This window comes from Pseudomonas sp. NPDC087690 (assembly GCF_044743175.1).
Taxonomy (GTDB): Bacteria; Pseudomonadota; Gammaproteobacteria; order Pseudomonadales; family Pseudomonadaceae; genus Aquipseudomonas.
Window position 1 is genome coordinate 1 of record NZ_JBIUVX010000039.1, and the last position, 22,543, is coordinate 22,543.

Sequence of the window (22,543 nt, forward strand, 5' to 3'; positions counted from 1 at the left end):
GGCCAAATACATCGCCGTGTGCGCCGGCATTCCGCCGTCGTCGGTCAACCAGCTGGATCTGGCTGACCTCAACGCGCTGAGCTGGGCCGTTGCGAGTTTTTTCATGAGTGCGGCGTCGGAGCCATCACCGACCTGATCGCAGTCGCCTATGACCTGGCCTGGTTCTGGAAGGTTGACCCCGAACAGATGATGGCCAGGCCACTGGATGTGCTCCGCGAATCGCTGGAGCACGCGCAACGGATCAATGCGATGCAGCAGGTGCAGTGATGGCTATTACACAGATAAACGCGATCCAGCAAAACGTTCAGACCACGGTCAACATGCTCGTGGTCATGCAAGGTCTGCAGAAAATGGAGACCGAGATGAAGGGCGTCCGGGGCAAAGTCGCGGCGTTCAAGAAAAGCCTGGAAAGCACTGGGATCAAGCCGCTTGATCTGTCTGGGTTTATCTCGGGCGGTGGCTTGCTCAAGCCGTTTCAGGAGGGCTTGAAAAAGGCGATCAAGGCCGAGGACGAACTGGCGAGCAAAAGCAAAAATCTTAAAACCCCGACGCTGGGCAAGGACGCCCTGATTCCCGCGCCACTGGGGGCACCTGCAACGGCGCAGGTGCCCGCCGTGGTGAAGGGCGAAACGTCCACCAATCTTGCGAAGTTCAACGTTTCGCTCGATGACATTTCGTTGAAGATCGGTCAGGCGTTGTTGCCGGCAGTCAATGGCTTGGTGACGGCGCTGGTGCCGGTCATGACCTCGGTCGGCGAATTTGTCGCCGATCATCCGCAACTGGTCGAAGGGCTGGCGGCAGCAGCGGTAGCGTTCACCGTCGTGACGACGGCGGCTGCGGGTTTCAGTGCTGTGCTCACGCTGCTCGCTTCGCCTATCGGCCTTTTTGCCGCCGGGGTTGCATTGGCGGCAGGTTTGATCGTCGCCAACTGGAAGCCGATCTCAGCGTTTTTTGCCCGGCTGTGGCAACAGATTGCTCCGGTGGTGATCCCGATGGCTGGCTTTTTCCGGACGCTGTTCGGCTTCACTCCGATGGGGATGCTGATCAACAACTGGGGGCCGGTCAGTGGCTTCTTCGCGGCGCTGTGGGACGTACTCAAAGCGCTGGCGGCGCCGGTCATCGACTTCTATGCGACGTTGTTTGCGTATTCACCGCAGGCGCTGATTCTGAAGAACTGGCAGCCGCTGGTTGGTCTGTTTGCATCGATATGGGATTTGCTCAGGGCGGTGTCGGTGCCGGTAGCGGCTTTTTTTCGCGACCTTGTGGATTACATCAAACTGCCGATCCTTGCGCTGTATGCCGTTATCCGCGAGCAATTGGGCTGGTCGCCTCTGGAGATGTTCATTCAGGCCTGGGACCCTTTGACCGCCTGGATTAAAAAGTGGAGCGACACGTTTTACGAAGTGCTGGCGCCGATCAGGGATTTTTTCAACGGAGGCCTGGGGAAACTCGCGGCCGAAGCATCGGCCAAGGTCGACGTGCTCACCCGCTCACAGGAAAAAACCAATGCCGAAGGCAAAGGTGAATGGGCGCCGCAATTCCTTGGCTCCAGCACGGACGTTACGTCCAAAACCCTGTTGTCGGCGGGGACACTGACGCAATCCTCGAGCTCACTGACGCAATCCTCCAGTTCGCTGACGCAGACGTCCAGCGCCCTGATCCAGCAAAGCGCTGCCAACAACCGCACGCAACTCGAAGGCGGCCTGACCGTGCGCTTCGAAAACGCCCCTGCGGGGCTGCGCACCGATCAACCGCAAACCAATCAACCGGGCCTGGCGCTGTCTTCGCGCATCGGCTATCGCTCGTTGTCCGTGGGAGGTTCCAATGAACTGGCGTGACCGTTTATTGCCGGCATCCTTTCGCGGTGTCGGCTTCTGGATCGATTCGGCGAAAACCCCGGTCGGCCGCAAAGGTCAGCTGCACGAATATCCGCAGCGTGACCTGCCGTATTTCGAAGACCTCGGCCAGCAGGCGAGGATTCACGATGTCACCGCTTTCATCGTCGGCGCCGATTGCCTGGAGCAGCGCGACAAGCTGCTCAAGGCGTTGGAAGCGGGCAGTGGCGAGCTGGTGCATCCGTGGCTCGGGCGCCTGCAAGTCAAGGTCGGCGAATGCGACATGACCCACACCCGTCAGGACGGCGGGTTGGTGACCTTTACCCTGAAATTCTATCCCGATAAACCGTTGCAGTTTCCGACCGCGACCGTCAGTACCCAGCAGGCAATACTGCTCAAGGCCGGGACTTTTCAGGCATCGGCACTGGCGCGGTTCGAGCAGGCGATGACGATGATCAAAGCGGCGCGGATCGGCATTGCCAATTTGCGTAACAGTCTCGCCGGCGTCTACGAGATCATCAAAGAGCAGCTCCAGCCGCTGATCAAGTACTACAAAGACATCACCGACTTCGTCAAAGCGGTCAAGGAGTTGCCCAAGGAACTGGCGGCGGAGTTCAACGGCTTGCTCGGCGATATCAAGGAGCTGAAGACGTTTGCGAAGGAAGGCTACCGTGGCGTGATTGCCGACGTGTCGCAACAACTCGAAGCGATCCGCAAAGCTGATGCGCCGAAGCTCACCACTGGCAAGGACACCAATGCGGCGGCGCAAGCCATGGCTGATCTGGTGCAGGACACCCTGATCGTGAAAGCGGCGCAGTGGATCGCTTCGATGCCGGTTGCAAGCAAACCGATGAAGTTGCCGTCGACGCCTTCCGTCAGCAGTCAGGCCCACCAGCCGATCACTCATCAGGACGTGCCGTCCACGGACGATACGCTAGCGGTGCTGAAGAATCTGGTGAGCTCGGTTGATCTGGCGAAGAACAAATACGGCGCTGCACATCACCAGGTAGCCAGCGATTTGCTGGATGCGTTGGTCACGCACCTCAAGGCCGTTGCGTCCTCGGGTATCCGGGTTGTCACTAAAACCATTCAGGAAAGCGCGCCGTCGCTGGTGATCGCCTACAAGTACCTGGGCGATGCTACGCGGGCCCTTGAAATCCAGCAGCGCAACCCGACGAATCACCCCGGGTTCTCACCCAACCAAGTGAAAGTCCCCGGGGAGTAAACCATGAGCGAGATGGATAACCGCGTCACGCTGACGGTCAACAACCTGGAGTATGGCGGCTGGAAAAGCGTGGAAATCAGCGCTGATCTCGAGCGCCAGTTCCGGACTTTCAAACTCGACATCACCTGGCAATGGCCAGGGCAAACGGTGGATAAACCGATCAAGCCCGGTGACCCCTGCGAGGTCAAGATCGGCAATGATCTGGTGCTCACCGGTTACGTGTTCAAAGCGCCGATTCGTTATGACGGGCGGCAGATCAGCCTGACCATCGAAGGCAGTTCGAAGACCCAGGATCTGGTCGATTGCGCGGCCACCAATCGCCCGGGTCAATGGCAGGAGCAACCGTTGCTGCGTATTGTCGAGGCGCTGGCGATGGAGTATGCGCAATCGGTGGTCAACGAAATCCCCGAGACCGCACGACTGACCAAACACACCATCGTGCCGGGTGAAACGGTGTTTCAGTCGATCGATCGTTTGCTCTCGCTGCTACGGGTGTTTTCCACCGATGACGAGCAGGGCCGTTTGGTGTTGGCCAAGCCCGGCAGCGGTGGCCGGGCGAGCGATGTGCTGGAGCTGGGGAAGAATATTCTCTCGGCCAGCGCGCCGATGGATTACAGCCAGGTGTTCTCCGAATACCGGGTCATCGGCCAGCAAAAAGGCTCGGACAAGAAGAGCGGGGCGGCGGTCAGCGAAGTGGAATCGATTGCTGCCGACCTGACCTTCAAACGTCGGCGCACCACGGTGATCAATGAAGGCACGCAGCTGACCTTTGAATTGGCGCAGCAGCGTGCGCAATGGGAAAGCGCCACCCGCATGGGCCGTGCGCAGAGCACTACCTATCAGGTGCAGGGCTGGCGTCAGGCCAACGGTGATTTGTGGCGACACAACACGCTGGTGCGAGTGAAAGATCCGGTGCTCGGGTTTGATGGCGACATGCTGATTTCCAAAGTCACGTATTCGCTGTCGGCGCAGGGGTCGGTGACCACGCTGCAAGTGGCGCCGCCGCATACCTTCGATGCCAATCCGACACCCCCGAAAAAAACCTGAGCCTGACTCCGAACCCTGTGGGAGCGAGCCTGCTCGCGAAAGCGCTGGCAGCTTCAACATCACATTGCCTGACCCAGCGCATTCGCGAGCAGGCTCGCTCCCACAGTGGATCGCGTGATGCCTACCTTTTGAGGACACCCCATGAGCCTACTGACACGCTTGCTGGCGCGCGGCACCGTCGTGCTCGCCAATTCGGCATCCAAGCTGCAATCGCTGCAAATGCGCCTCACCGCCGGCGAGGTGAACGACGACCTCGAACACTTCGAACCCTACGGTTTCACCAGCCATCCGCTGGCCGGTGCCGAAGGCGTGGTCACGTTTATCGGCGGTGACCGTTCCCATGCTATCGCCCTGGTCATCGCTGACCGCCGCTATCGCCTGCAGTCGCTGGCTGCCGGTGAAGTGGCGATCTACACCGACGAGGGCGACAGGATTCACTTCAAGCGCGGGCGGATCATCGATATCGAAACCACCACACTGAACATCCGCGCCAGTTCGGCGGTGAACTTCGATACGCCCGTCATCAACCAGACCGGCAAGATTGTTTCCACCGGTGATCAACTGGCCGGCGGCATCAGCCAGATCAACCACGTGCACGTCGGCGTGCAAGCCGGCAGCGGCCAGACCGGCGCGCCGGCAGGAGGCAAATGATGTTGATCAGCCCTAATCTCCACGCTGCACTGACCCGCGCCGTGCTTATCAGCCTGTTCACCTGGCGCCGCGCTGCCGATGACGACGCCCTCGACGACGACGAACGTTTCGGCTGGTGGGGCGACAGCTTTCCGACCGTCGCTGACGACCGTATCGGCTCGCGGCTGTGGCTGTTGCGCCGGGTCAAGCTGACGCGACAGACCCAGATGGACGCCGAATTCTATGCCCGCGAAGCCCTGCAATGGCTAGTCGATGACGGCCACTGCAGCGCCATCGACATCATCAGCGAACGCCTCGACGCCCAGCGCCTGAACCTGCGCACGGTCCTGACCCTGGCCGACGGCGAACGCCTGGACATCAACCCCGATAACAGTTGGCAGGTGATCTATGCCGTTTGAAACCCCTTCGCTGCCGGTGCTGATCAAGCGCACCCAAAGCGACCTGGCCGGCGATTCGCTGCGCCAGTCCGATGCGCAAGTGCTGGCGCGAACGCTCAGCGGCGCCGCGTATGGCTTGTACGGGTACCTCGACTGGATTGCCGAGCAGATTCTGCCGGACAAGGCCGACGAGTCGACCCTGGAGCGCATTGCTGCACTGCGTCTGAACCAGCCGCGCAAACCCGCGCAAGTGGCCACCGGCACGGTGAGTTTTACCGCCACCGCCGGCGCGGTGCTCGACGTCGATACGTTGCTGCAAACCAACGATGGTCGTACCTATAAAGTTACCGCCGCACGTACCACGGTCAACGGCAGCAACAGCACCACCATCGCCGCGCTTGACGCCGGCAGCCTCGGTAATGCCGATGCCGGTCTGGCGCTCTCTCCGGTGCAACCGATTGCCGGGGTTGTCGGCAACAGCTTCGTCGTTGTCGAACCGGGTCTGAGTGGCGGCGTCGCTCTGGAGAGTCTGGAGTCGCTGCGTTCGCGAGTGATCCGTTCCTATCGCGTCATTCCCCATGGTGGTTCGGCCAGCGATTACGAGACCTGGGCGCTGGAAGTGCCGGGCGTGACCCGCGCGTGGTGCCGAGGCGGTTTACTCGGGCCGGGCACGGTCAGCCTCTACATCATGCGCGACGATGATCCACAACCGGTGCCAAACGCCGAGCAACTGGCTGAAGTGCAGGCGCACATCGAGCCATTACGTCCGGTCACTGCCGAGGTGCATGTGCTGCCGCCGGTGCAGGTGCCGGTGACTTACAAACTCAAGCTGACACCGGACACCAGTGCCGTACGCGCGGCCGTCGAAACCCAGTTGCGCGACTTGCACAACCGCGAAGCCGACCTCGGCCAGGACCTGCTGATCAGCCATATCCGTGAAGCGATCAGCAGCGCCGCGGGTGAAACCGATCACGTGCTCAATGCGCCGACCGCTAACGTCGCCGCCGACGACAGCGAACTGCTGACGTTCGGAGGTTGTGTATGGGGGTGATCAGAACCGCCGCGCAATACCAGGCGCAACTGCGTGCGCTACTGCCCAGTGGCCCAGCCTGGGATCCGGAGCGAGTCCCGGAACTTGAAGAAGTGCTGCAAGGCGTCGCGGTCGAACTGGCGCGCCTCGATGCGCGCGCCGCCGACCTGCTCAACGAGATGGACCCGGCCGGCGTCAGCGAACTGGTGCCGGACTGGGAGCGGGTGATGGAACTGCCTGACCCGTGCCTTGGCGCCACACCGCTGTTCGACGACCGCCGCCTCGCCGTACGCCGACGTTTGCTCGCGGTCGGCAGCCAGGCCGTCGGCTACTACCTCGACATCGCCAAAAGCCAGGGCTATCCCAACGCGACCATCACCGAACTCGAAGCCCCGCGCATGGGCCGCTCGCGTTTCGGCTCGGCGCATTGGGGCACGTGGGAAGCGCAGTTCATGTGGACGCTCAACACCGGCGGCCGCCTCCTGCTCGGTCGGCGTTACGGCGCGAGCTATTGGGGCGAGCGCTTTGGCGTCAACCCGGGCTCGGCGCTGGAGTGCCTGATCCACCGCAGCGCGCCGGCGCACACCAAGGTGCACATCAATTATGACTAGGGAGTAAGCCGGATGGATTATCCGAAAAGCATGCCCGGTGTCGGTTTGGTCAACAGTCGTTTTGTCGATGAAAATCCCGTCACCGGAACCCCCGGATCGCTGATTCCTGCGGAGTGGGGCAACGCCCTTACCGAAGAGGTGTTGGCGGTTATCAAAGCGGCGGGGATCGAACCGACCGAAGGCTTGAACACCCAGCTGCTCGAGGCCATCCGTGGCAAAAAGCTGTTTGAAACGCCGCCACAATTCGATGTCAGTCAGAAAGTCGCGACGACCGAGTTTGTGCAGCGCGCACTCGGCAGTCTGGCGGGGCAGACCAATTACGTGGGTGATGTTTCGTTGACGGTCGCTGACGTCGGCAAACTCTCGATCTTCACCAGCCCAGGCACGGTGACACTGCCGGAATGGTCAACTGTGCCTGCGGGAGGCTTGGTGTCTCTGGTGGCAGGTTCCGGTGGTTTGAACGTGAAAGTCAGGAGTGGCGAGAGTCTGGGCACCGCCAGCGCTGTTGCACCGGATAACACATTGTCATTTGTCGGTGGCAGCTACGTTACTTTTCGCCGGCTTCTACTCGGCGGAGGATGGGGGCTGGACTCCGGTGACGGTGCGCTCAAGTACTCGCCAGCGTTTACCGCTTCCTTGAACACTGCAGGCGGCTATCAGCGTTTGCCCAGTGGCCTGATCCTGCAATGGGGACTGGCCACGGGCGGCGCACTCAGCGAAACCATTACCTATCCGATCGCCTTTCCCAAAAGCGTGCTCTTTCTCTCGGGCGGCGATCTTTCACCGGGATTCTCCGACCTGCGCTTTTCCCTTTACCGACTCTCGCAAAGCCAGTTTCAGCGCTTCTCCAATGCTGACCCTGGCGGCTGGAACTGGTTCGCCATCGGCTTCTGAAATCAACGGTGAATGAAATGAAATACATTGATTTTGATGCCCAGGGCGAACTGCTTGGGCGCTATGACTCGACGATTCACACGCAGGTGCCTGCCACTGCCGTAGAGATCTCCGATGAGCTGTTCCTGCGCACGATCGAGGAGCGCGACGGCATCTGGAAGTGGACCGACGGCAAGGTCACCAAACATGCATTGCCGAACGCATCGCAGCTGGTTGAAAGCGAACAGCGAGCATTGGCGCTGGCGCGGCGTGACGAGTTGTTGGCCGAAGCTGATCAGCAAACCGTCGGTATGGCAGACGCCTACATTGCAGGGTTGCTGGATGCCGATGACATGCAGCGGTTCAAGGCATTTGCTACCTACAAACTGGCGCTGAACAAGATCGACAGGCAGCCAGATTATCCGCAAAGCGTGGACTGGCCAGTGTTGCCGGTTTGATGCCTTTTCTGACTTGAAGCCTACAAAAACAGCTTCTTGAACAATCACCCAGAATAACGGGAGGTCCCGGCGTGGATTATCCAAACAGTGTGCCCAGCGCCGGATTGGTGAATGGGAAGTTCGTTGATGAAAACCCGATGACCGGAACCCCGGGATCGTTGATTCCGGCGGATTGGGGCAATGGGGTTACCCAGGAAATTCTCAACGTGATCAATGCCGGTGGGCTGACCCCGGACGAGAAGAAATACGATCAGTTGTTGCAGGCGATTCAGAGCGTTTCGGCCAAGGGCTGGAACCAGGATCTGGCGTTGCCGATTGGCTCATTGCCAACCGCTACCGTGGCTACGGCAGATGGGCGAATGCCGATCACGCCGTCGGCGGTTGCAACAAGTGGCGGGCGCTTATCGATTCTGCCCGGTGTGTTGGTCAGCCTAGGCCAGGAAGTGTTGGCCGGTCAGTTGGGGCGTCCGCGCACCTTTACGACGATAGCCTGGAGCAGTGCCGAACTGTTGCCCAACTCCGGTTACTTTCTGCGTGCGCAAGTGGTCGCGGGTGTGCTGACCTTCTACACACAGCGCGGCATTATCTATGACGCCACGCCCGAGGGATTGAAGGGCACGATCAATGGTGCGGCGGGCGGTGGTTTTCAGTCGACGCCGCTGGATCTCTGTCTGGCTTGGGTGGTGACAGCCGGCCCCGGCTCGGTACCGATTGTCCGGGCGATGTATAACCGTAGCCGCTTGTCGTGGACGCAAACAATCAGCGGCAATGGCGTGGTGTACCTGCCACTGGACCCGCATGCCCGTGCCGCGCGTCTGGTGGTGGGCAATGCGACGCCGCATCCGACACAAGTCACTGCTGTGAATTTTGCGACACCCGGATGGCTGGGCGCCAACTACTGTTTTCTCAACCCGAAGGTTGCCACGTCGAGCAATTGGGACGGCTGGGCCAGTGCGGGGGAGACGGTGCGGGTTATTACCAACAACGAGGTGAATGACACAACCGTTTCGACATTGACCGCCAGCTTCGACCACAGCATGTTGCGTTCCCTTTGGCAGACCTATCAAGCCGAACACGCCTTTGGTGCCGATAACGGGACGAGTGATGAGTTGCTGTTCAGCATGGGCATCAAAAATATTCTCCCGACCGACTACGCAAACGGTATTGCGATCAACTTTTCAGCGGCGGTGAATATCAATCTTTCCTGGGAGTTGATCCGATGATCATCATTCAAGAATTGCATCAGTTCGAAGACGGCTTGCGTGCTGCACAGCCTTCACCGGCCCATGACTGGGACGGTGAAGCATGGCAGCTCAATGCGGGCAGGGTCGCCGAGCTGGAGCTGCAAGAAGCCGAACGCCTTTGCGCCAGAATCGATGCCGCCGCTGACAGCGTCCGCACGGTGCTGGCCGGCGACCCGCTCAAAGCCATGGAATACGCCCAGGCCGCCGCCGATGCTCAGGCTTATCAGGACGCCGGTTACCCGAAAAAGGAAGTGCCGCTGTCGGTCGCTGCCTGGGTGGTCAAAGGGCGTACGGCCAAACAGGCTGCCGAGCAGATTCTCGCCAAGGCCGATGAACTGACCAATCACCTGTTGACCCTGCGCACCCTGCGTCTGAAAGCCAAGGCGCAGATTCGTGCGCAGTCCGCCAAAGGCAATCTGGAGCAGGCGCACAGCGCAGCTGCTGAAGCATTGGTCGCGATTCGTGAGCTGGTCAGCGGTGTTTCCGGCTAAGCCAGAAAGCCTTCGTTCTGCGTCACCCAAGCCCACGTCCGCGTGGGCTTTTTATTTTCAGAAAACCGACCGTGGACGGACACGCTTAAAAAGTTTTGCCGACGTCGTCATTTGTCATTTCAGAGGAACGAACACCCATGGATTATCCAAAAAGTGTCCCCAGCGTCGGCTTGGTCGATGGCCGCTTCGTCGATGAAAACCCGGTGGAGGGTACGCCGGGATCGTTGATTCCGGCGGTGTGGGGCAACAGTGTCACTCAGGAGATTCTGAGTGTGATTAACGGTGCCGGGCTGGTCGCTGCCGAAGCGGACACCGGCCAACTGCTTAAAGCCATTCAATCGATTGTCGGCACCGCCAGTCCGATGCGTTCGGTGATTACCCGGTTGGCGGCCTCGAAAACACTGGCCGAGGCAGAACTCGGCCTCGTATTGATCGATGGCAGTCCGGGCGCGGTGACTCTGCAGCTGCCGTCGGCCAATGCCGCACTTGGTGTACGTGATGTGATCGTCAGGCGAGTGGACAACAGTGGCAGTCGCATAGTCATCCAGGCGTCGGGTACTGATCGTATTCGCTTTCATACCCATCTGGCCGCCAGTGGTTATCCGTTTTTCGTATTAATGGGCAGCGGTGACTGGTGGCATCTGCGCAGTGATGGCGTTGGGAGTTGGTGGCCGGTCGGTCGCTTCGACAACACTCCGCTAGGTCGGCCTTTCTTCGAGACGACCATCCTGCTTAACCCCGGCGGATATGGTGCACTCAATGGCTCTGTCATGAAACGCGCCGAATGGCCCTGGCTGTGGGATCACGCTCAGCAATCAGGAATGCTGGGAGCAGAGGCCTTGCGCTCAGGTACGGAGGGGAAGTGGACCACGGGTGATGGTGCGTTGACGTTTCGCGGGCCTGAAGGGCGAGGGGAGTTTCTCAGGGTTCTGGATGAGGGGCGAGGAGTGGACACCGCACGTGTGATGGGCACCTTTCAACCGGGGTCTACTCACGCCTATGCCCAAGGTGCTAACGGCGGTGGGGCGGTGGGCGCTTACTGGTCCGATAGCCTCATCGGTTTTGGAGCGGATACCCGAGAGGAGCCGCAATTCATTTCGGGGCTGCTCAACGGTGGCCCGATTTTTCCTGTGAACACTACCTATCAGCGAGATACCGCGGCCACCTTGCTTTACGCCTTCAAATCCCGCCCTCGCAACATCGCCTATCCCGGCCGCATCAAACTTATCTGAGGCACTTCATGTTCAATTATCTATTCGATGGTTCGGGCGCTCTGTCTGGCCCAGTCGAGTTTCCCGTCACACCCGGTATCGGCATTCAACTTCCGGCCAACGCCGTTGAACTGTCCTTCGAATTGCCTGAGCCGGAAACCGGCCGTAGTTGGGCGTTGATCAATGGCGTACCCCGTGAAGTGATTGACCGCCGAGGAGTGGTGTATCGCAAGGACGGGGGCGCGCAACAGATCTGGAACGAGCTGGGAGCGTTGCCTGAAGCCCTTACGGCACAGTCCTGGCCGGGTGAGTTTCATGTATGGCGCGATGATGCCTGGGTGTTGGATGAGCAGGCTCGAATGGCGAATGCCAAAGCGCAGGAGCTGGAAAAGCGCGACGTACTTTTGCGGGACGCCGTCCTGCGTATCGCTCCGCTTCAATATGCCGAGGACATCGGTGATGCGAGCGATGAAGAACGGCTGCAATTGCTCGAATGGAAACGCTACAGCGTCGAGCTCAATCGCCTCGAAAAGCAGGCCGGATTTCCTGACGAGATTACTTGGCCGACTGTCCCCGGCGCCGTCGTGAACGGCTGATTTCTACAAGGAGAAGTGAAATGGATTATCCAAAAAGTTTGCCCGGCACCGGCCTGGTCAACGGCAGGTTTGTCGACGAAAACCCGTTGACCGGGGCCATCGGGTCTTTGATTCCAGCGCAGTGGGGCAATGCTGTCACTGAGGAAGTGCTGAATGTGATTCAGTCGGCTGGCCTCGCAGCGGATGAGCAGGACAACGCTCAATTGAAGTCTGCCATCGAGCAGAAAATCACCCAGAGTGTGGTGCCTGTGGCCAGTGTTCAAGACGCGGAGCAGGGAACCGACAACGTTAAACGCATGACTCCGTTACGGGTTTTTCAAGCCATCGCCAAACGCGTGGTGCAGGCGAGCGAAAGCATTGCCGGGGTGGCGAAGATAGCTACTCAGGCGCAGACCGACAGTGGCGCGGATACCACCACGATCGTGACGCCGAAAACGCTGCGCTTTGGCTTTTCTACCAGTCTGACCACCAACGGCTACATTGTTTTTCCTTCCTGGCTGGGTGGTTTCATCATTCAGTGGGTCGGACTGTCGACCTTAGGAATTCAAGGGGCATATTCGAGTTTTACCTTGGCGTTTCCCAACGTTTGCCTTGCGGTATTTCCATCCACTTTGAATGGATCGGCTCCGGGCAGTGTTTCGCTGGGTGCGAAAAATCAGAACGGTTTCACGTTGTACTCGGAACTGTTGCCTTGCGGCTTTTGTGCAATCGCGTTCGGACGCTGAGGAGTAACCATGAACCGTTTTTATAGTCAGTCCACAGGCTGTGTGTACCTGTCCGGCATCAATCCAAGCATGCCGAGCGATGCAGTACCGATCACTGAGGAGCGTTTCATCGCGGTGATCGGCAACCCTGCGCCCGGCAAAATCCGCAGCCATGATGCCGATGGTTTGCCAGTGCTGATCGATGCTGCGCCGCTGTCGGATGCCGAACTTTCGATGCTGGCGCGCAAATGGCGCGACGGGCAGCTGTTGGCCAGCCAATGGCTGGTTGATCGTGATCGGGATGAGGAGGCCGCAGGCAGACCGATGAGCCTGAGCATCGAGGACCATCAGGAACTTCTGGACTATCGCCAGGAGCTGCGGGACTGGCCGTCGAGCACGGGGTTTCCCGCAGACGCGAGTCGACCTTTACCGCCGGACTGGCTGATGCGAATGCTGGCTGTGGCTTGATGTCGCGAGTTGAACAGAGTGTTACAGCCATTTTTACCAACGCCCGCCTATGCGGGCGTTGGCGTTTCATGCGACCTGAAAGGAGCTGAAAGTGGATTACCCAAAAAGCGTTCCCGGCTCAGGCCTGGAGAACGGCAGGTTTGTCGACGAAGACCCTATCGCCGGAAAGCCTGGCTCATTGATCCCGGCCAGTTGGGGCAACAGCGTCACCGAGGAAATTCTCAGCGCGATTACGGCCGCCGGTTTGACCCCGGATGAAGAGCAGACCAATCAACTGGCCCAGGCGATTCGGCAATTAGCGAAACCCGACCCGTTGCAGCAATTCCCGGTGCAGGTGTACCGCAAGAATCTGTTGATCAATGGTGGCTTCGATATCTGGCAACGCGGGACGGCCAACCAGGCACCGAATGTGGGTGGTTACGTGGCAGACCGGTTTCGCTGTGACTGGAACGGTAACGCGGCTGTGGCGATCAGCCGGCAGAGCTTCGTCCCAGGGCAAACCGAGGTGGCTGATGAGCCGGCCTCTTTTCTGCGCTGGCAGCAGACGACGGCTGGCGTTGGCGCAACGGAACACAAAATCTCCCAGGCCATTGAATCGGTGCGAACCCTTGCCGGGAAAACCGCCACCGTCACGTTCTGGGCGCGATCTGATGCGGCGCGCGCACTGAAAGTAGCGGTTACGCAGTTTTTTGGCGCAAGTGGTTCGGAACCCGTGACCAAAGCGGTCGAAGTCTTTCAGTTGAACACTGCCTGGACAAAGTACAGCGCAACATTTCAGGTGCCGACCATTGCCGGGAAAATGCTCGGCACCAATGATTGCCTGAGACTGGCGTTCGACCTGCCGCTCAACGTCGTACAGACGGTTGATCTGGCGCAGATCCAGTTGGAAGAGGGGCCTGTTTCCACGCCTTTCGAATACCGTCCGGTTGCTGAAGAATTGATGCTCTGTCAGCGTTACTTCGAGAAGTCGTTCGCCAACCGTCTACCGATTCAGGCGAACAATGGCGCCGGCACGTGCATTCTTTCGTTTAGCCAGTCGGCAGGAGGCAACGCTGGGCAATATGGCCTGGCCATCCACATGCAGGTACTCAAGCGAGTGCAACCGACTGTTGTGCTGTATTGCCCTGCAAATACAAGCAATCAGGTTTGGAACTACACGGCACAAACAGCGTGTACGGGGACATTCATACACGGGGTGACCCAGCGTACTTTCGCGATCAGCACGGTAACGCCCCCCAACAGCGTGCCCGGTCAAGCATTGCAGATTGAATGGACAGCCGACGCTGAAATCTAGGAGTGAACTCATGACCTATCAACTGACTCCTTGCGGCGTATTGCGCATGGAGGATTCAGCATTCATCCCGCAGGACCCGACCAATCGCGACTGGGTTGAGTATCAGGCGTGGCTGTCATCGGGCGGGCAGGTGCTGCCATTGGACGAAACACCTGAGGCGGCAGCGGGTACCCTGAAAACTCTGGCAAATAAATGGCTGGCAGGCATTGGCCGTCAGCCGTGATTCAATCGGGGCCATATCCAGGGAGGATCAAGCATTATGCAAATAACTGAAAACAACCTTATCGACATCATGCCCAACGCCCGCTCCCAAGCGGGCGTTTTTGTTTCTGTGCTCAACGCCGCCATGACTCGTCGTCTTATCGATACCCCCAAACGCATGGCTGCGTTTCTGGCGCAGGTCGGCCACGAGTCGGGGCAACTGCGGTATGTGCGAGAGTTGGGCAACAACCAATACCTGAGCAAGTACGACACCGGTACGTTGGCCCTGCGTCTGGGCAATACGCCAGAGGCTGATGGCGACGGGCAAAAGTATCGCGGACGTGGGCTGATACAAATCACTGGCCGTAGCAATTACCGACAATGCAGCGTTGGCCTTTTTGGCGATGAGCGCCTGCTGTCCTTGCCCGAACTGCTCGAACAACCGCAATGGGCGGCTGAGTCCGCCGCTTGGTTCTGGGAGCAGAACGGCTTGAACGAACTGGCCGACCGCGACCAGTTCAACACCATCACCCGGCGTATCAACGGCGGGTTGAACGGTTTGCAGGATCGTCTGGAGATCTGGGCGCGGGCGAGGGCGGTGTTATGCCAATCCCCTGGCGTGTGACCGGCATTTTGTTGCTGGCCGCTGGTGCCTTTGCAGCCGCCTGGCAATTTCAGGACTGGCGCTACGGACGGCAATTGGCGGAGCTGGCTCGGTTAAACGCCGAGGTACTCAATCAACAGAATTCCGCCGCCGCCACCGCGCAACAGGCCGAGCAGGATAAGCGCCTGGCACTGGAGCAGCGGCTTGCCGCCAGTGAACAAACCCACTATCGAGCACTGAGCGATGCCCAACGTGATCAGGATCGCCTGCGCGATCGTCTTGCTACTGCTGATGTACGGTTGTCAGTCTTTCTCGACGCCAGCGACGTTGCCCCATGCTGCAACGTGCCCGCCACCGCCGGCGCCGGCCGCGTGGATCCTGCAACCGTACGCGCCCGACTTGACCCGGCGCATGCTCAACGAATTATCGCCATCACCGACAGCGGCGACCGCGGATTGATTGCCCTGCAGGCCTGTCAGGCGTATGTCAGAGCGTTGGTGCCCGAACATTTTGAATGAGTCTGTGTATTGAAAGCGCAATCGGCTCGTGTACGGTGGAGGCATTCCACACGATCCGGAGCATGCCGTGAAAGAAATCACCCAATTGGCTGCTGAACTTGGCCGACGCCTGCAAGTGCTCAACGCCCACGTCACCACGGCCGAGTCCTGCACCGGCGGCGGGATCGCCGAAGCCATTACGCGGATCCCGGGCAGTTCAGCGTGGTTCGAGGCTGGCTATGTGACCTACTCCAACCGGCAGAAAACCCAGCAGTTGAATGTGCCGGCCGGGTTGTTCGAGACGGTGGGCGCGGTCAGTGTCGAGGTGGTCGAGGCGATGGTGCGGGGCGCCCAGGACAAAAGCCTGGCGCGATTTGCCGTGGCGGTCAGCGGTGTAGCGGGGCCGGACGGTGGCTCGCCGAACAAACCGGTCGGCACTGTTTGGCTGGCCTGGGGTGTTGGCGAGACCGTGACCAGTGAGGTTCAACACTTCCCCGGCAACCGCGATGAAGTCCGCCGACAAACGGTGAAGGCCGCGCTAGAGGGGCTCCTGCGACTAGCGGCACGAGAAATCGAAAATCAGGGGTAGGCGATCCGCGAACGCTGTGGAATAATACTGGCTACTTATACAGGTGTTGGCCGTCAGGCCTTATTGATTACGTGAGGACTTTAATGGACGACAACAAGAAGAAAGCCTTGGCTGCGGCCCTGGGTCAGATCGAACGTCAATTCGGCAAGGGTGCCGTGATGCGTATGGGCGATCAGGACCGTCAGGCGATCCCGGCTATCTCCACTGGCTCTCTGGGTCTGGACATCGCGCTCGGCATTGGCGGCCTGCCAAAAGGCCGTATCGTTGAAATCTACGGTCCGGAATCTTCCGGTAAAACCACACTGACCTTGTCCGTGATCGCCCAGGCGCAAAAAGCCGGCGCGGTGAAGGAAGGCGACGAAGTGGTCGGCAGCGAAACCCGCGTCAAGGTTGTGAAGAACAAGGTCGCTTCGCCGTTCCGTCAGGCCGAGTTCCAGATTCTTTACGGCAAGGGCATCTACCTCAATGGCGAGATGATCGACCTGGGTGTGCTGCACGGTTTCGTCGAGAAATCCGGCGCCTGGTATGCTTACGAAGGCACCAAGATCGGTCAGGGCAAGGCCAACTCGGCCAAGTTCCTGGCGGACAACCCGGAAATCGCCGCGAAGCTCGAGAAGCAACTGCGTGACAAGCTGCTGACGCCGGCAGTGATCGACTCCAAGGCCTCTGCAGTCAAAGAGACTGAGGACGACCTGGCCGACGCTGATATCTGATTGCAGCGATGACCACCGCCGTACTCGATACCCTCGTCGCTGTGCGGCGAACCGCCATGGACCTGCTCGCACGCCGCGAGCACGGTCGAGTCGAGCTGACGCGCAAATTGCGTCAGCGCGGCGCCGAGGCGGAGATGATCGAAACAGCCCTCGACCGTTTGACGGAGGAGGGGCTGCTTTCCGAAGCCCGTTACCTTGAAAGCTTTGTTTCCTATCGTGCCCGTTCCGGCTATGGCCCTCTACGGATTCGTGAGGAGCTGAGCCAGCGCGGTTTGCAGCGTGCCGATATCGAACTCGCCCTGCGCGAAAGCGGTATCAGTTGGCAGGAGCAACTTCAGGACACCTGGCGCAGGAAGTTCTCCGGACATTTACCGATTGATGCAAAAGAACGGGCCAAGCAAGGCCGGTTTCTGGCGTATCGAGGGTTTTCGATGGAGATGATCAACCGCTTGTTCAGCGGTCGAGGCATGGACGATTAATCCGATTCAATAAAAACGGCCCGCTATGAAAATAGCGGGCCGTTTTTTTTTGCCCTCAAATAACCTTTGATGGTTCGCGTGAGCGTTGCGCTGTTTGCGGTTTGGAATCAGCCCAGTTTTCCGGCAGGTTGATGTAATCGATCAGTTCCCGCAGACGCCCGTGGGTGCGCGCGTTGAAGGCGAAGGCCAGTCGCGCCAGATGACTGAACTGCGCTTCATCGTGTTCCTCGCCGGCGTAGGCGTGCTGATGAAACTGGTCACTCAGGCACAGATCGGCAAACGCTTCCTGCATGTGCGCCAGCGCCTGATCGCTGAGCTTGTGATGCATGCGGATCACGAATTGGCGCTTGAGCCAGCGGCTGGAGTGGAAGTTACTGTAGAACTGATTGATCTGCTCGACCGCCTCTTCGACGCTGTAAACCAGGCGCATCAATTTCATGTCGGTGGGCAGGATGTAACGGTTGTCCTCCAGTTGCTGACGAATGAAGTCCATCGCGCCTTGCCAGAATGTGCCGCCCGGCGCATCCAGTAACACCACCGGCACCAGCGGACTCTTGCCAGTCTGAATCAGCGTCAACACTTCCAGTGCTTCATCCAGGGTGCCGAATCCTCCGGGGCATAACACCAGCGCATCGGCTTCTTTGACGAAGAACAATTTGCGCGTGAAGAAGAAGTGGAAAGGCAACAGATTGCCGGTGCCGTCGACGGTCGGGTTGGCATGCTGCTCGAAGGGCAGGGTGATATTGAACCCGAGGCTGTGATCGCGACCGGCACCTTCATGGGCGGCTGCCATGATGCCGCCCCCGGCACCGGTGATGACCATCATGTCCGAACGGGTCAACGCCGCGCCGAGCTCTCGGGCCATGGCATACAGTGGATGTTCGACTGGCGTTCGCGCCGAGCCGAATACGGTGACTTTGCGTCGGCCCTTGAATTGCTCCAGCACCCGAAACGCTTGCTCCAGTTCGCGCAGGGCTTGCAGGGTGATCTTGGCGTTCCAGCGGTTGTGATCTTCCTGCGCCATGCGCAGCACGGTCAGGATCATGTCGCGGTAGATGGGAAGGTTGGGGCTGTTGGGGGAAACCCGGCTGAGTTGTTCTTCGACCTGAGTAATGAGGTCGGGACCGTTTTCCTGAAAATGACGACTCAAGAGGTCATTCGGTTGGTAAGGCATTCAACGTCTCCTTCTGCACAGAGCGGGATGGCCCTGACGAGCGGCGTCAGTGCCGCGCTGCAAAAAAACACACACGATCGACAGTTCCTTTCCTGCCGTTTAAAAATGTTCGGGAATACTCTGAATCTAGACCCTTGCGAAGCTTTGCGCTGATTCGATCATTGCGCCGCAACGTTTTGGCTGGCAACCGTTTATTGTTTTTCAGCCGATGCCGTCACCGCTCGTCCGAACGTGCGCCGAGCGGCAATCCCTCTGATTAACTAACTTACAGGCGCCGTACGACAACTTTGCGTTAACGACCGTACGCAAGGTGCACGCTATTCAAGGATTTGCGGGTGGCAAGGAGGCGGGACACATGGCCAGAGTGATTCTGGAGATCGATACGCAGTTGTATCGAATGTTGAAGGCATCTGCCGAGACCAATCATCTCAGTCTCGAAGAGGAGTGCTGCCGGCGCTTGGCCGGCGGCGAGCGCCGTTCGCACTATCTACAGGCCTTGCTGGCCGAACTGCGCGCCGAGGATGAACAGCGGCGCGCCAATTCGCGATGATTACTTCTTCTTCGCCGGACCGGCTTTCGGGCAATCCGATTCCTGATAGCTGGCGGAGCCGATCGCTTTGTTGGTTTTCACTTCCGTGAAGTCGTAACGCATGATTGCGCCCTTGGCCATCAGCTTGCGAAACGACGGGTTGTTGCACACCGAAGCGCCCAACTGGAAATACACGGCTTTAGGGTCAGCGCGCATCTTGTCGGCGTGGCTCTTTTGCACACTCAGGTGGTTGATCAACTGCGTGCCTTCAACGGTGAAGCCCTGATCAAGAATGTCTTCACTGATGGCGCGTGGCGTGCCGACGCTGCTCTGGGCGGCGACGTTGCGCAGCTCGCGGTTCAGATTCTGCTCACTCAGGGAGGCAGCCTGAGCGGTGAAGGACGACGCCAGCAGAATGGCAGCGGTGGGAACGATAAGGCGCAGCATGAAACTCTCCTGGTTCAGTGACTGGTGGTTCGAACAGACTAGTGACTGTGCGTTCAGTGGCGGCGAATTATAGGGGAGCCGGTCGGGAGGGTACAGGCTTGTGCCCATCGCTCTGGTAAACTGCCGGCCTTTATTGCCCTGCCGAGTGTCGTTCGTGTCGAGTTTTCCTGCTTTTCGGCGTTATCCACGATGAACCATGCGCCCAACGCCGTCGCCCGTCTGCGTGACCAGCGCGAAGATGAAGGCATCAAGCCGATTCAGGCCCGTGGCTTTCGCTCTGAGCGTTGCCGCGACTGCCGGGTGATCATCAGCCATTGCCTTTGCGCGTGGCGACCGAGCGTCGACACTCGTTCGGGCGTGTGTCTGATCATGACCGGCAAGGAAGTGTTCAAGCCGAGCAACACCGGTTGGCTGATTGCCGACGTGGTGCGCGATAACCACGCGTTCATCTGGTCGCGTACCGAGCCCGATCCGCAGATGCTCGCGCTGCTCAATGACCCGCAGTGGCAGCCGTATCTGGTGTTTCCCGGCGAATACGTTGAACCGGCGCGAGTGACCAACACCGTCGCGATCGATAGCAGCAAACGTCCGCTGTTCATTTTGCTCGACGCAACGTGGACTGAAGCGCGGAAGATCTTCCGCAAGAGCCCGTATTTCGATCGCTTGCCGATCTTGAGCCTGCTGCCCGACAAACTCTCGCGCTACCGCTTGCGTCGTTCGACCCGCAGCGAACATCTGTGCACCGCCGAAGTGGCTGCGCTATGTCTCGAACTGGCGGGTGACAGCGACGCGGCTTCTGCGCTGGACGCCTATTTCGACGTGTTCAGCCAGCACTACCTCGGTGCCAAGCAACAACTGGACATGAATGAAACCACCCCCGCGCACGCCGAGCTGTTGCCCTATATACGAAAGGCGCAGCCGGAGTTGGCCCAATAGTGGCCCATACTGTACAAGCCAGCGGCCGTGCTGCTTGACCACCCCGTCTTCGCTGGGCATGCTTGGCGCCGATTAGGGTGCGGCCAAGGTTTGAAACGCCGTGTTTGCTGTTGATTGGCGTTGAACGTGCCCCTGTGGATATCGCTTCAAAAGCGGCATCTTGAGTTGCTTTGGCCAGACCGGAATGCACCGTGTCTGCCATCAAAAACAGGATCATTTGAAAAATGGCCACATACGACATCCTGATTGCCGATGATCACCCTCTGTTTCGTAGCGCCCTGCATCAAGCGGTGACGCTGGGCCTTGGCCCGGATGTACGCCTGGTGGAAGTGGCGAGCATCGCCGAACTGGAAACCCGCCTGACCGAAAAGGCTGACTGGGATCTGGTCCTGCTGGACCTGAACATGCCCGGCGCTTATGGCTTTTCCGGGCTGGTGCTGCTGCGCGGACAATACCCGCAGATTCCGGTGGTGATGGTGTCGGCGCAGGAAGAAGCGTCGGTGATGGTCAAATCCCGAGAGTTCGGTGCCAGTGGCTTTATACCCAAGTCCAGCGATCTCAACGTGATTCAGCAAGCGGTGCGCAAAGTACTCGATGGCGATGTGTTCTGGCCGCCGCAAGCGTTCGAAGCGGTCGCCGTTTCCGACGAAGCCAAAGCTGCCAGCGATGGCCTCGCCAGCCTGACGCCACAGCAGTTCCGCGTGCTGACCATGGTTTGCGAAGGCCTGCTGAACAAACAGATTGCCTATGAGCTGAGCGTGTCCGAAGCGACCATCAAGGCCCACGTCACGGCGATCTTTCGCAAGTTGAATGTGCGCACTCGCACGCAAGCGGCTTTACTGCTGCAACAACTTGAGTCAATTCCGAGCCAATAAAGGCTGGTGTCTTCACGTTTTTTTGACTTTTATTGATCTAGCTTTCCCACTCCTTTTTGGTTGGTTTCTTCCTTATGTCACCTTTCAAGGGCCAAACCGGCCTGAAACGCATCCTGAATGCCTCCGGTTATTCGCTCGACGGTCTGCGCGCCGCCTTCACCGGTGAAGCGGCGTTCCGCCAACTGGTGCTGCTCAATGTGGTGCTGATTCCGCTGACGTTCTTCCTCAATGTCAGCCGTGTAGAGCAGGCCGTGCTGATTGCCGTGTGCCTGCTGGCGCTGATCGTTGAGTTGCTTAACTCGGCAGTGGAAGCGGCCATCGACCGCATCTCGCTGGAACTGCACCCGCTGTCGAAGAACGCCAAGGACATGGGCAGCGCCGCGCAATTCGTCGCTCTGAGCATGATCGGTCTGGTGTGGGCGGTGATTCTGCTTTAAGCGATGGTCGGCAAAACGATCTCGTCGCTGCGCTGAACCCCGGCGGTGAAAGCGCGGCACAGCTCGAGAAACTCGCGCATCGCCGAGGTCTGGTATTTCTGCTTGTGCCAGATGAAGTAGAACTGCCGCGCCAGATCCAGATCCGGCGTTTCCACCGGCACCAGACTGCCGCGTCGGAACGCATCGCGCAGTGCCAGTCGCGAGATGCAACCAATCCCCAACCCTGATTCCACCGCGCGTTTGATCGCCTCGGTGTGTTCCAGCTCCAGACGGATATTCAGCGAGCTGCGATGGTGACGCATGGCCTGATCGAAGGTCAGCCGCGTGCCGGAACCCTGTTCACGCAGAATCCACGCCTCGTGAGTCAGCTCTTCCATGGTTGCGCTGCCGCGCTGGGCGAGCGGATGTTGCGGCGCGCAGAACACCACCAGCTCATCCTCGACCCAGCTCTGCACTTCGATGTCCGGGTGGCTGCAATCGCCTTCGATTAGACCCAGATCAATTTCGTAGTGGGCAACTTGTTGCACGATATTGGCAGTGTTTTGCACGTGCAGCTTCACTTGGCTTTCCGGGTGGCGCTGCATGAAGCTGCCGATCAGCAGGGTCGCCAGGTAATTGCCGATGGTCAGCGTCGCGCCTACCGACAGCGAGCCGAAACCGGATTTGCCGTTGAGCAGGTCTTCGATTTCCTTGGCCTGATCGAGCAGGGCCACCGCTTGTGGCAGCAGCTGTTTGCCGAGGGCGTTGAGGCTCAGCCGTTTGCCGGCACGGTCGAACAGTTGGCAGCTGGACTGACGCTCCAGTTCGGTGATCGAGGTGCTGGCAGCCGACTGTGAGAGGTTGAGCAGACCCGCAGCACGGGATACGCTTTCCTGCTGGGCGACGGCGACGAAGACTTGCAGTTGACGGAGAGTAAATCGCATATCGATATAACCGATAACCCTTAT

General features: G+C 59.2%; 30 protein-coding genes. 27 read left to right on the forward strand and 3 right to left on the reverse strand.

From position 1 onward, the window contains the following. The 23 genes from ACIPIZ_RS24530 to recX all read left to right on the forward strand — a co-directional run. Positions 1–136 (forward strand): phage tail assembly protein (locus ACIPIZ_RS24530; RefSeq protein WP_401167974.1); only part of this gene is annotated, 136 nt, incomplete at its 5' end. Positions 137–266: 130 nt separating this feature from the next. Continuing rightward, positions 267–1,838, forward strand: coding sequence for a hypothetical protein (locus ACIPIZ_RS24535; RefSeq protein ID WP_064393141.1), 1,572 nt, complete (start codon positions 267–269; stop codon positions 1,836–1,838). Next, positions 1,825–3,060 (forward strand): DNA circularization protein, encoded by a 1,236-nt coding sequence (locus ACIPIZ_RS24540; protein WP_064393140.1) that lies wholly within the window; start codon positions 1,825–1,827, stop codon positions 3,058–3,060. Before ACIPIZ_RS24535 ends, ACIPIZ_RS24540 begins: the two co-directional genes overlap by 14 nt. Positions 3,061–3,063: 3 nt before the next feature. After that, positions 3,064–4,107, forward strand: coding sequence for a phage baseplate assembly protein (locus tag ACIPIZ_RS24545; protein WP_064393139.1), 1,044 nt, complete (start codon positions 3,064–3,066; stop codon positions 4,105–4,107). 141 nt (positions 4,108–4,248) lie between these two features. Then, complete coding sequence (locus ACIPIZ_RS24550) at positions 4,249–4,758, forward strand: phage baseplate assembly protein V (protein WP_105707388.1); 510 nt, start codon at positions 4,249–4,251, stop codon at positions 4,756–4,758. Then, complete coding sequence (locus ACIPIZ_RS24555; protein WP_064393137.1) at positions 4,758–5,156, forward strand: phage GP46 family protein; 399 nt, start codon at positions 4,758–4,760, stop codon at positions 5,154–5,156. Before ACIPIZ_RS24550 ends, ACIPIZ_RS24555 begins: the two co-directional genes overlap by 1 nt. Next, complete coding sequence (locus tag ACIPIZ_RS24560; RefSeq protein ID WP_064393136.1) at positions 5,146–6,186, forward strand: baseplate J/gp47 family protein; 1,041 nt, start codon at positions 5,146–5,148, stop codon at positions 6,184–6,186. The genes ACIPIZ_RS24555 and ACIPIZ_RS24560 overlap by 11 nt, the downstream gene beginning before the upstream one ends. Next, positions 6,177–6,776: a YmfQ family protein gene (locus ACIPIZ_RS24565; protein WP_064393135.1), complete on the forward strand. Its 600-nt coding sequence runs from the start codon at positions 6,177–6,179 to the stop codon at positions 6,774–6,776. Before ACIPIZ_RS24560 ends, ACIPIZ_RS24565 begins: the two co-directional genes overlap by 10 nt. A 12-nt stretch (positions 6,777–6,788) precedes the next feature. Next, a complete protein-coding gene (locus ACIPIZ_RS24570; protein ID WP_105707392.1) occupies positions 6,789–7,670 on the forward strand; it encodes a gp53-like domain-containing protein in 882 nt (293 codons plus the stop codon). 17 nt (positions 7,671–7,687) lie between these two features. Then, positions 7,688–8,107 (forward strand): tail fiber assembly protein, encoded by a 420-nt coding sequence (locus ACIPIZ_RS24575; RefSeq protein ID WP_253479959.1) that lies wholly within the window; start codon positions 7,688–7,690, stop codon positions 8,105–8,107. Positions 8,108–8,178: 71 nt separating this feature from the next. Further along, complete coding sequence (locus ACIPIZ_RS24580) at positions 8,179–9,330, forward strand: hypothetical protein (RefSeq protein WP_064393132.1); 1,152 nt, start codon at positions 8,179–8,181, stop codon at positions 9,328–9,330. Continuing rightward, positions 9,327–9,842 (forward strand): hypothetical protein, encoded by a 516-nt coding sequence (locus ACIPIZ_RS24585; RefSeq protein ID WP_064393131.1) that lies wholly within the window; start codon positions 9,327–9,329, stop codon positions 9,840–9,842. The genes ACIPIZ_RS24580 and ACIPIZ_RS24585 overlap by 4 nt, the downstream gene beginning before the upstream one ends. 137 nt (positions 9,843–9,979) lie before the next feature. Beyond that, complete coding sequence (locus tag ACIPIZ_RS24590) at positions 9,980–11,074, forward strand: hypothetical protein (protein ID WP_064393130.1); 1,095 nt, start codon at positions 9,980–9,982, stop codon at positions 11,072–11,074. A gap of 8 nt (positions 11,075–11,082) precedes the next feature. Further along, on the forward strand, positions 11,083–11,649 hold the full coding sequence (locus tag ACIPIZ_RS24595; RefSeq protein WP_401167944.1) for a tail fiber assembly protein: 567 nt from the start codon (positions 11,083–11,085) through the stop codon (positions 11,647–11,649). Between the two features lie 20 nt (positions 11,650–11,669). Beyond that, positions 11,670–12,374, forward strand: a complete 705-nt coding sequence (locus ACIPIZ_RS24600; protein WP_401167946.1) for a hypothetical protein — start codon at positions 11,670–11,672, stop codon at positions 12,372–12,374. Positions 12,375–12,383: 9 nt separating this feature from the next. After that, positions 12,384–12,821, forward strand: a complete 438-nt coding sequence (locus ACIPIZ_RS24605; RefSeq protein WP_150646983.1) for a phage tail assembly chaperone — start codon at positions 12,384–12,386, stop codon at positions 12,819–12,821. 91 nt (positions 12,822–12,912) lie between these two features. Further along, positions 12,913–14,115 carry a carbohydrate-binding protein CenC gene (locus tag ACIPIZ_RS24610; protein ID WP_401167949.1) on the forward strand — a complete coding sequence of 401 codons (1,203 nt, stop codon included), beginning with the start codon at positions 12,913–12,915 and terminating at the stop codon, positions 14,113–14,115. Positions 14,116–14,125: 10 nt separating this feature from the next. Continuing rightward, positions 14,126–14,338 carry a hypothetical protein gene (locus ACIPIZ_RS24615; RefSeq protein ID WP_122853593.1) on the forward strand — a complete coding sequence of 71 codons (213 nt, stop codon included), beginning with the start codon at positions 14,126–14,128 and terminating at the stop codon, positions 14,336–14,338. Positions 14,339–14,374: 36 nt separating this feature from the next. After that, complete coding sequence (locus ACIPIZ_RS24620; RefSeq protein ID WP_064393124.1) at positions 14,375–14,941, forward strand: glycoside hydrolase family 19 protein; 567 nt, start codon at positions 14,375–14,377, stop codon at positions 14,939–14,941. After that, complete coding sequence (locus tag ACIPIZ_RS24625; RefSeq protein ID WP_401167953.1) at positions 14,920–15,438, forward strand: lysis system i-spanin subunit Rz; 519 nt, start codon at positions 14,920–14,922, stop codon at positions 15,436–15,438. The genes ACIPIZ_RS24620 and ACIPIZ_RS24625 overlap by 22 nt, the downstream gene beginning before the upstream one ends. 67 nt (positions 15,439–15,505) lie before the next feature. Further along, positions 15,506–16,006 (forward strand): CinA family protein, encoded by a 501-nt coding sequence (locus ACIPIZ_RS24630; protein WP_064393122.1) that lies wholly within the window; start codon positions 15,506–15,508, stop codon positions 16,004–16,006. Positions 16,007–16,089: 83 nt separating this feature from the next. Beyond that, positions 16,090–16,719 (forward strand): hypothetical protein, encoded by a 630-nt coding sequence (locus ACIPIZ_RS24635; protein ID WP_401167956.1) that lies wholly within the window; start codon positions 16,090–16,092, stop codon positions 16,717–16,719. 8 nt (positions 16,720–16,727) lie between these two features. Further along, complete coding sequence (gene recX, locus ACIPIZ_RS24640; RefSeq protein WP_008077166.1) at positions 16,728–17,198, forward strand: recombination regulator RecX; 471 nt, start codon at positions 16,728–16,730, stop codon at positions 17,196–17,198. 55 nt (positions 17,199–17,253) lie between these two features. Here the strand turns inward: recX and ACIPIZ_RS24645 are convergent, their stop codons facing one another. Further along, positions 17,254–18,372 carry a TIGR00730 family Rossman fold protein gene (locus ACIPIZ_RS24645; protein ID WP_064393121.1) on the reverse strand — a complete coding sequence of 373 codons (1,119 nt, stop codon included), beginning with the start codon at positions 18,370–18,372 and terminating at the stop codon, positions 17,254–17,256. Positions 18,373–18,727: 355 nt separating this feature from the next. Between ACIPIZ_RS24645 and ACIPIZ_RS24650 the strand changes: the two genes are divergently transcribed. Continuing rightward, positions 18,728–18,922, forward strand: coding sequence for a hypothetical protein (locus tag ACIPIZ_RS24650; RefSeq protein WP_034154934.1), 195 nt, complete (start codon positions 18,728–18,730; stop codon positions 18,920–18,922). Here ACIPIZ_RS24650 and ACIPIZ_RS24655 read toward each other — a convergent pair whose 3' ends face one another. Continuing rightward, positions 18,923–19,348, reverse strand: coding sequence for a PA3611 family quorum-sensing-regulated virulence factor (locus ACIPIZ_RS24655; protein WP_008077172.1), 426 nt, complete (start codon positions 19,346–19,348; stop codon positions 18,923–18,925). It abuts the gene before it with no gap. Positions 19,349–19,537: 189 nt separating this feature from the next. Between ACIPIZ_RS24655 and ACIPIZ_RS24660 the strand changes: the two genes are divergently transcribed. From ACIPIZ_RS24660 to ACIPIZ_RS24670, 3 genes are all read left to right on the forward strand, one after another. After that, the gene (locus ACIPIZ_RS24660; RefSeq protein WP_401167958.1) at positions 19,538–20,284 is read left to right on the forward strand and encodes a tRNA-uridine aminocarboxypropyltransferase; all 747 of its coding nucleotides are present in this window, start codon (positions 19,538–19,540) and stop codon (positions 20,282–20,284) included. A gap of 224 nt (positions 20,285–20,508) precedes the next feature. Beyond that, positions 20,509–21,159, forward strand: coding sequence for a response regulator transcription factor ErdR (gene erdR / locus ACIPIZ_RS24665; RefSeq protein ID WP_150646986.1), 651 nt, complete (start codon positions 20,509–20,511; stop codon positions 21,157–21,159). Positions 21,160–21,233: 74 nt separating this feature from the next. Then, the gene (locus ACIPIZ_RS24670; RefSeq protein WP_016771411.1) at positions 21,234–21,596 is read left to right on the forward strand and encodes a diacylglycerol kinase; all 363 of its coding nucleotides are present in this window, start codon (positions 21,234–21,236) and stop codon (positions 21,594–21,596) included. On the opposite strand, the gene ACIPIZ_RS24675 is transcribed toward ACIPIZ_RS24670, so the two are convergent. Then, the gene (locus tag ACIPIZ_RS24675) at positions 21,593–22,519 is read right to left on the reverse strand and encodes a LysR family transcriptional regulator (RefSeq protein WP_008077179.1); all 927 of its coding nucleotides are present in this window, start codon (positions 22,517–22,519) and stop codon (positions 21,593–21,595) included. The genes ACIPIZ_RS24670 and ACIPIZ_RS24675 overlap by 4 nt on opposite strands. Between the last annotated feature and the right edge of the window lie 24 nt (positions 22,520–22,543).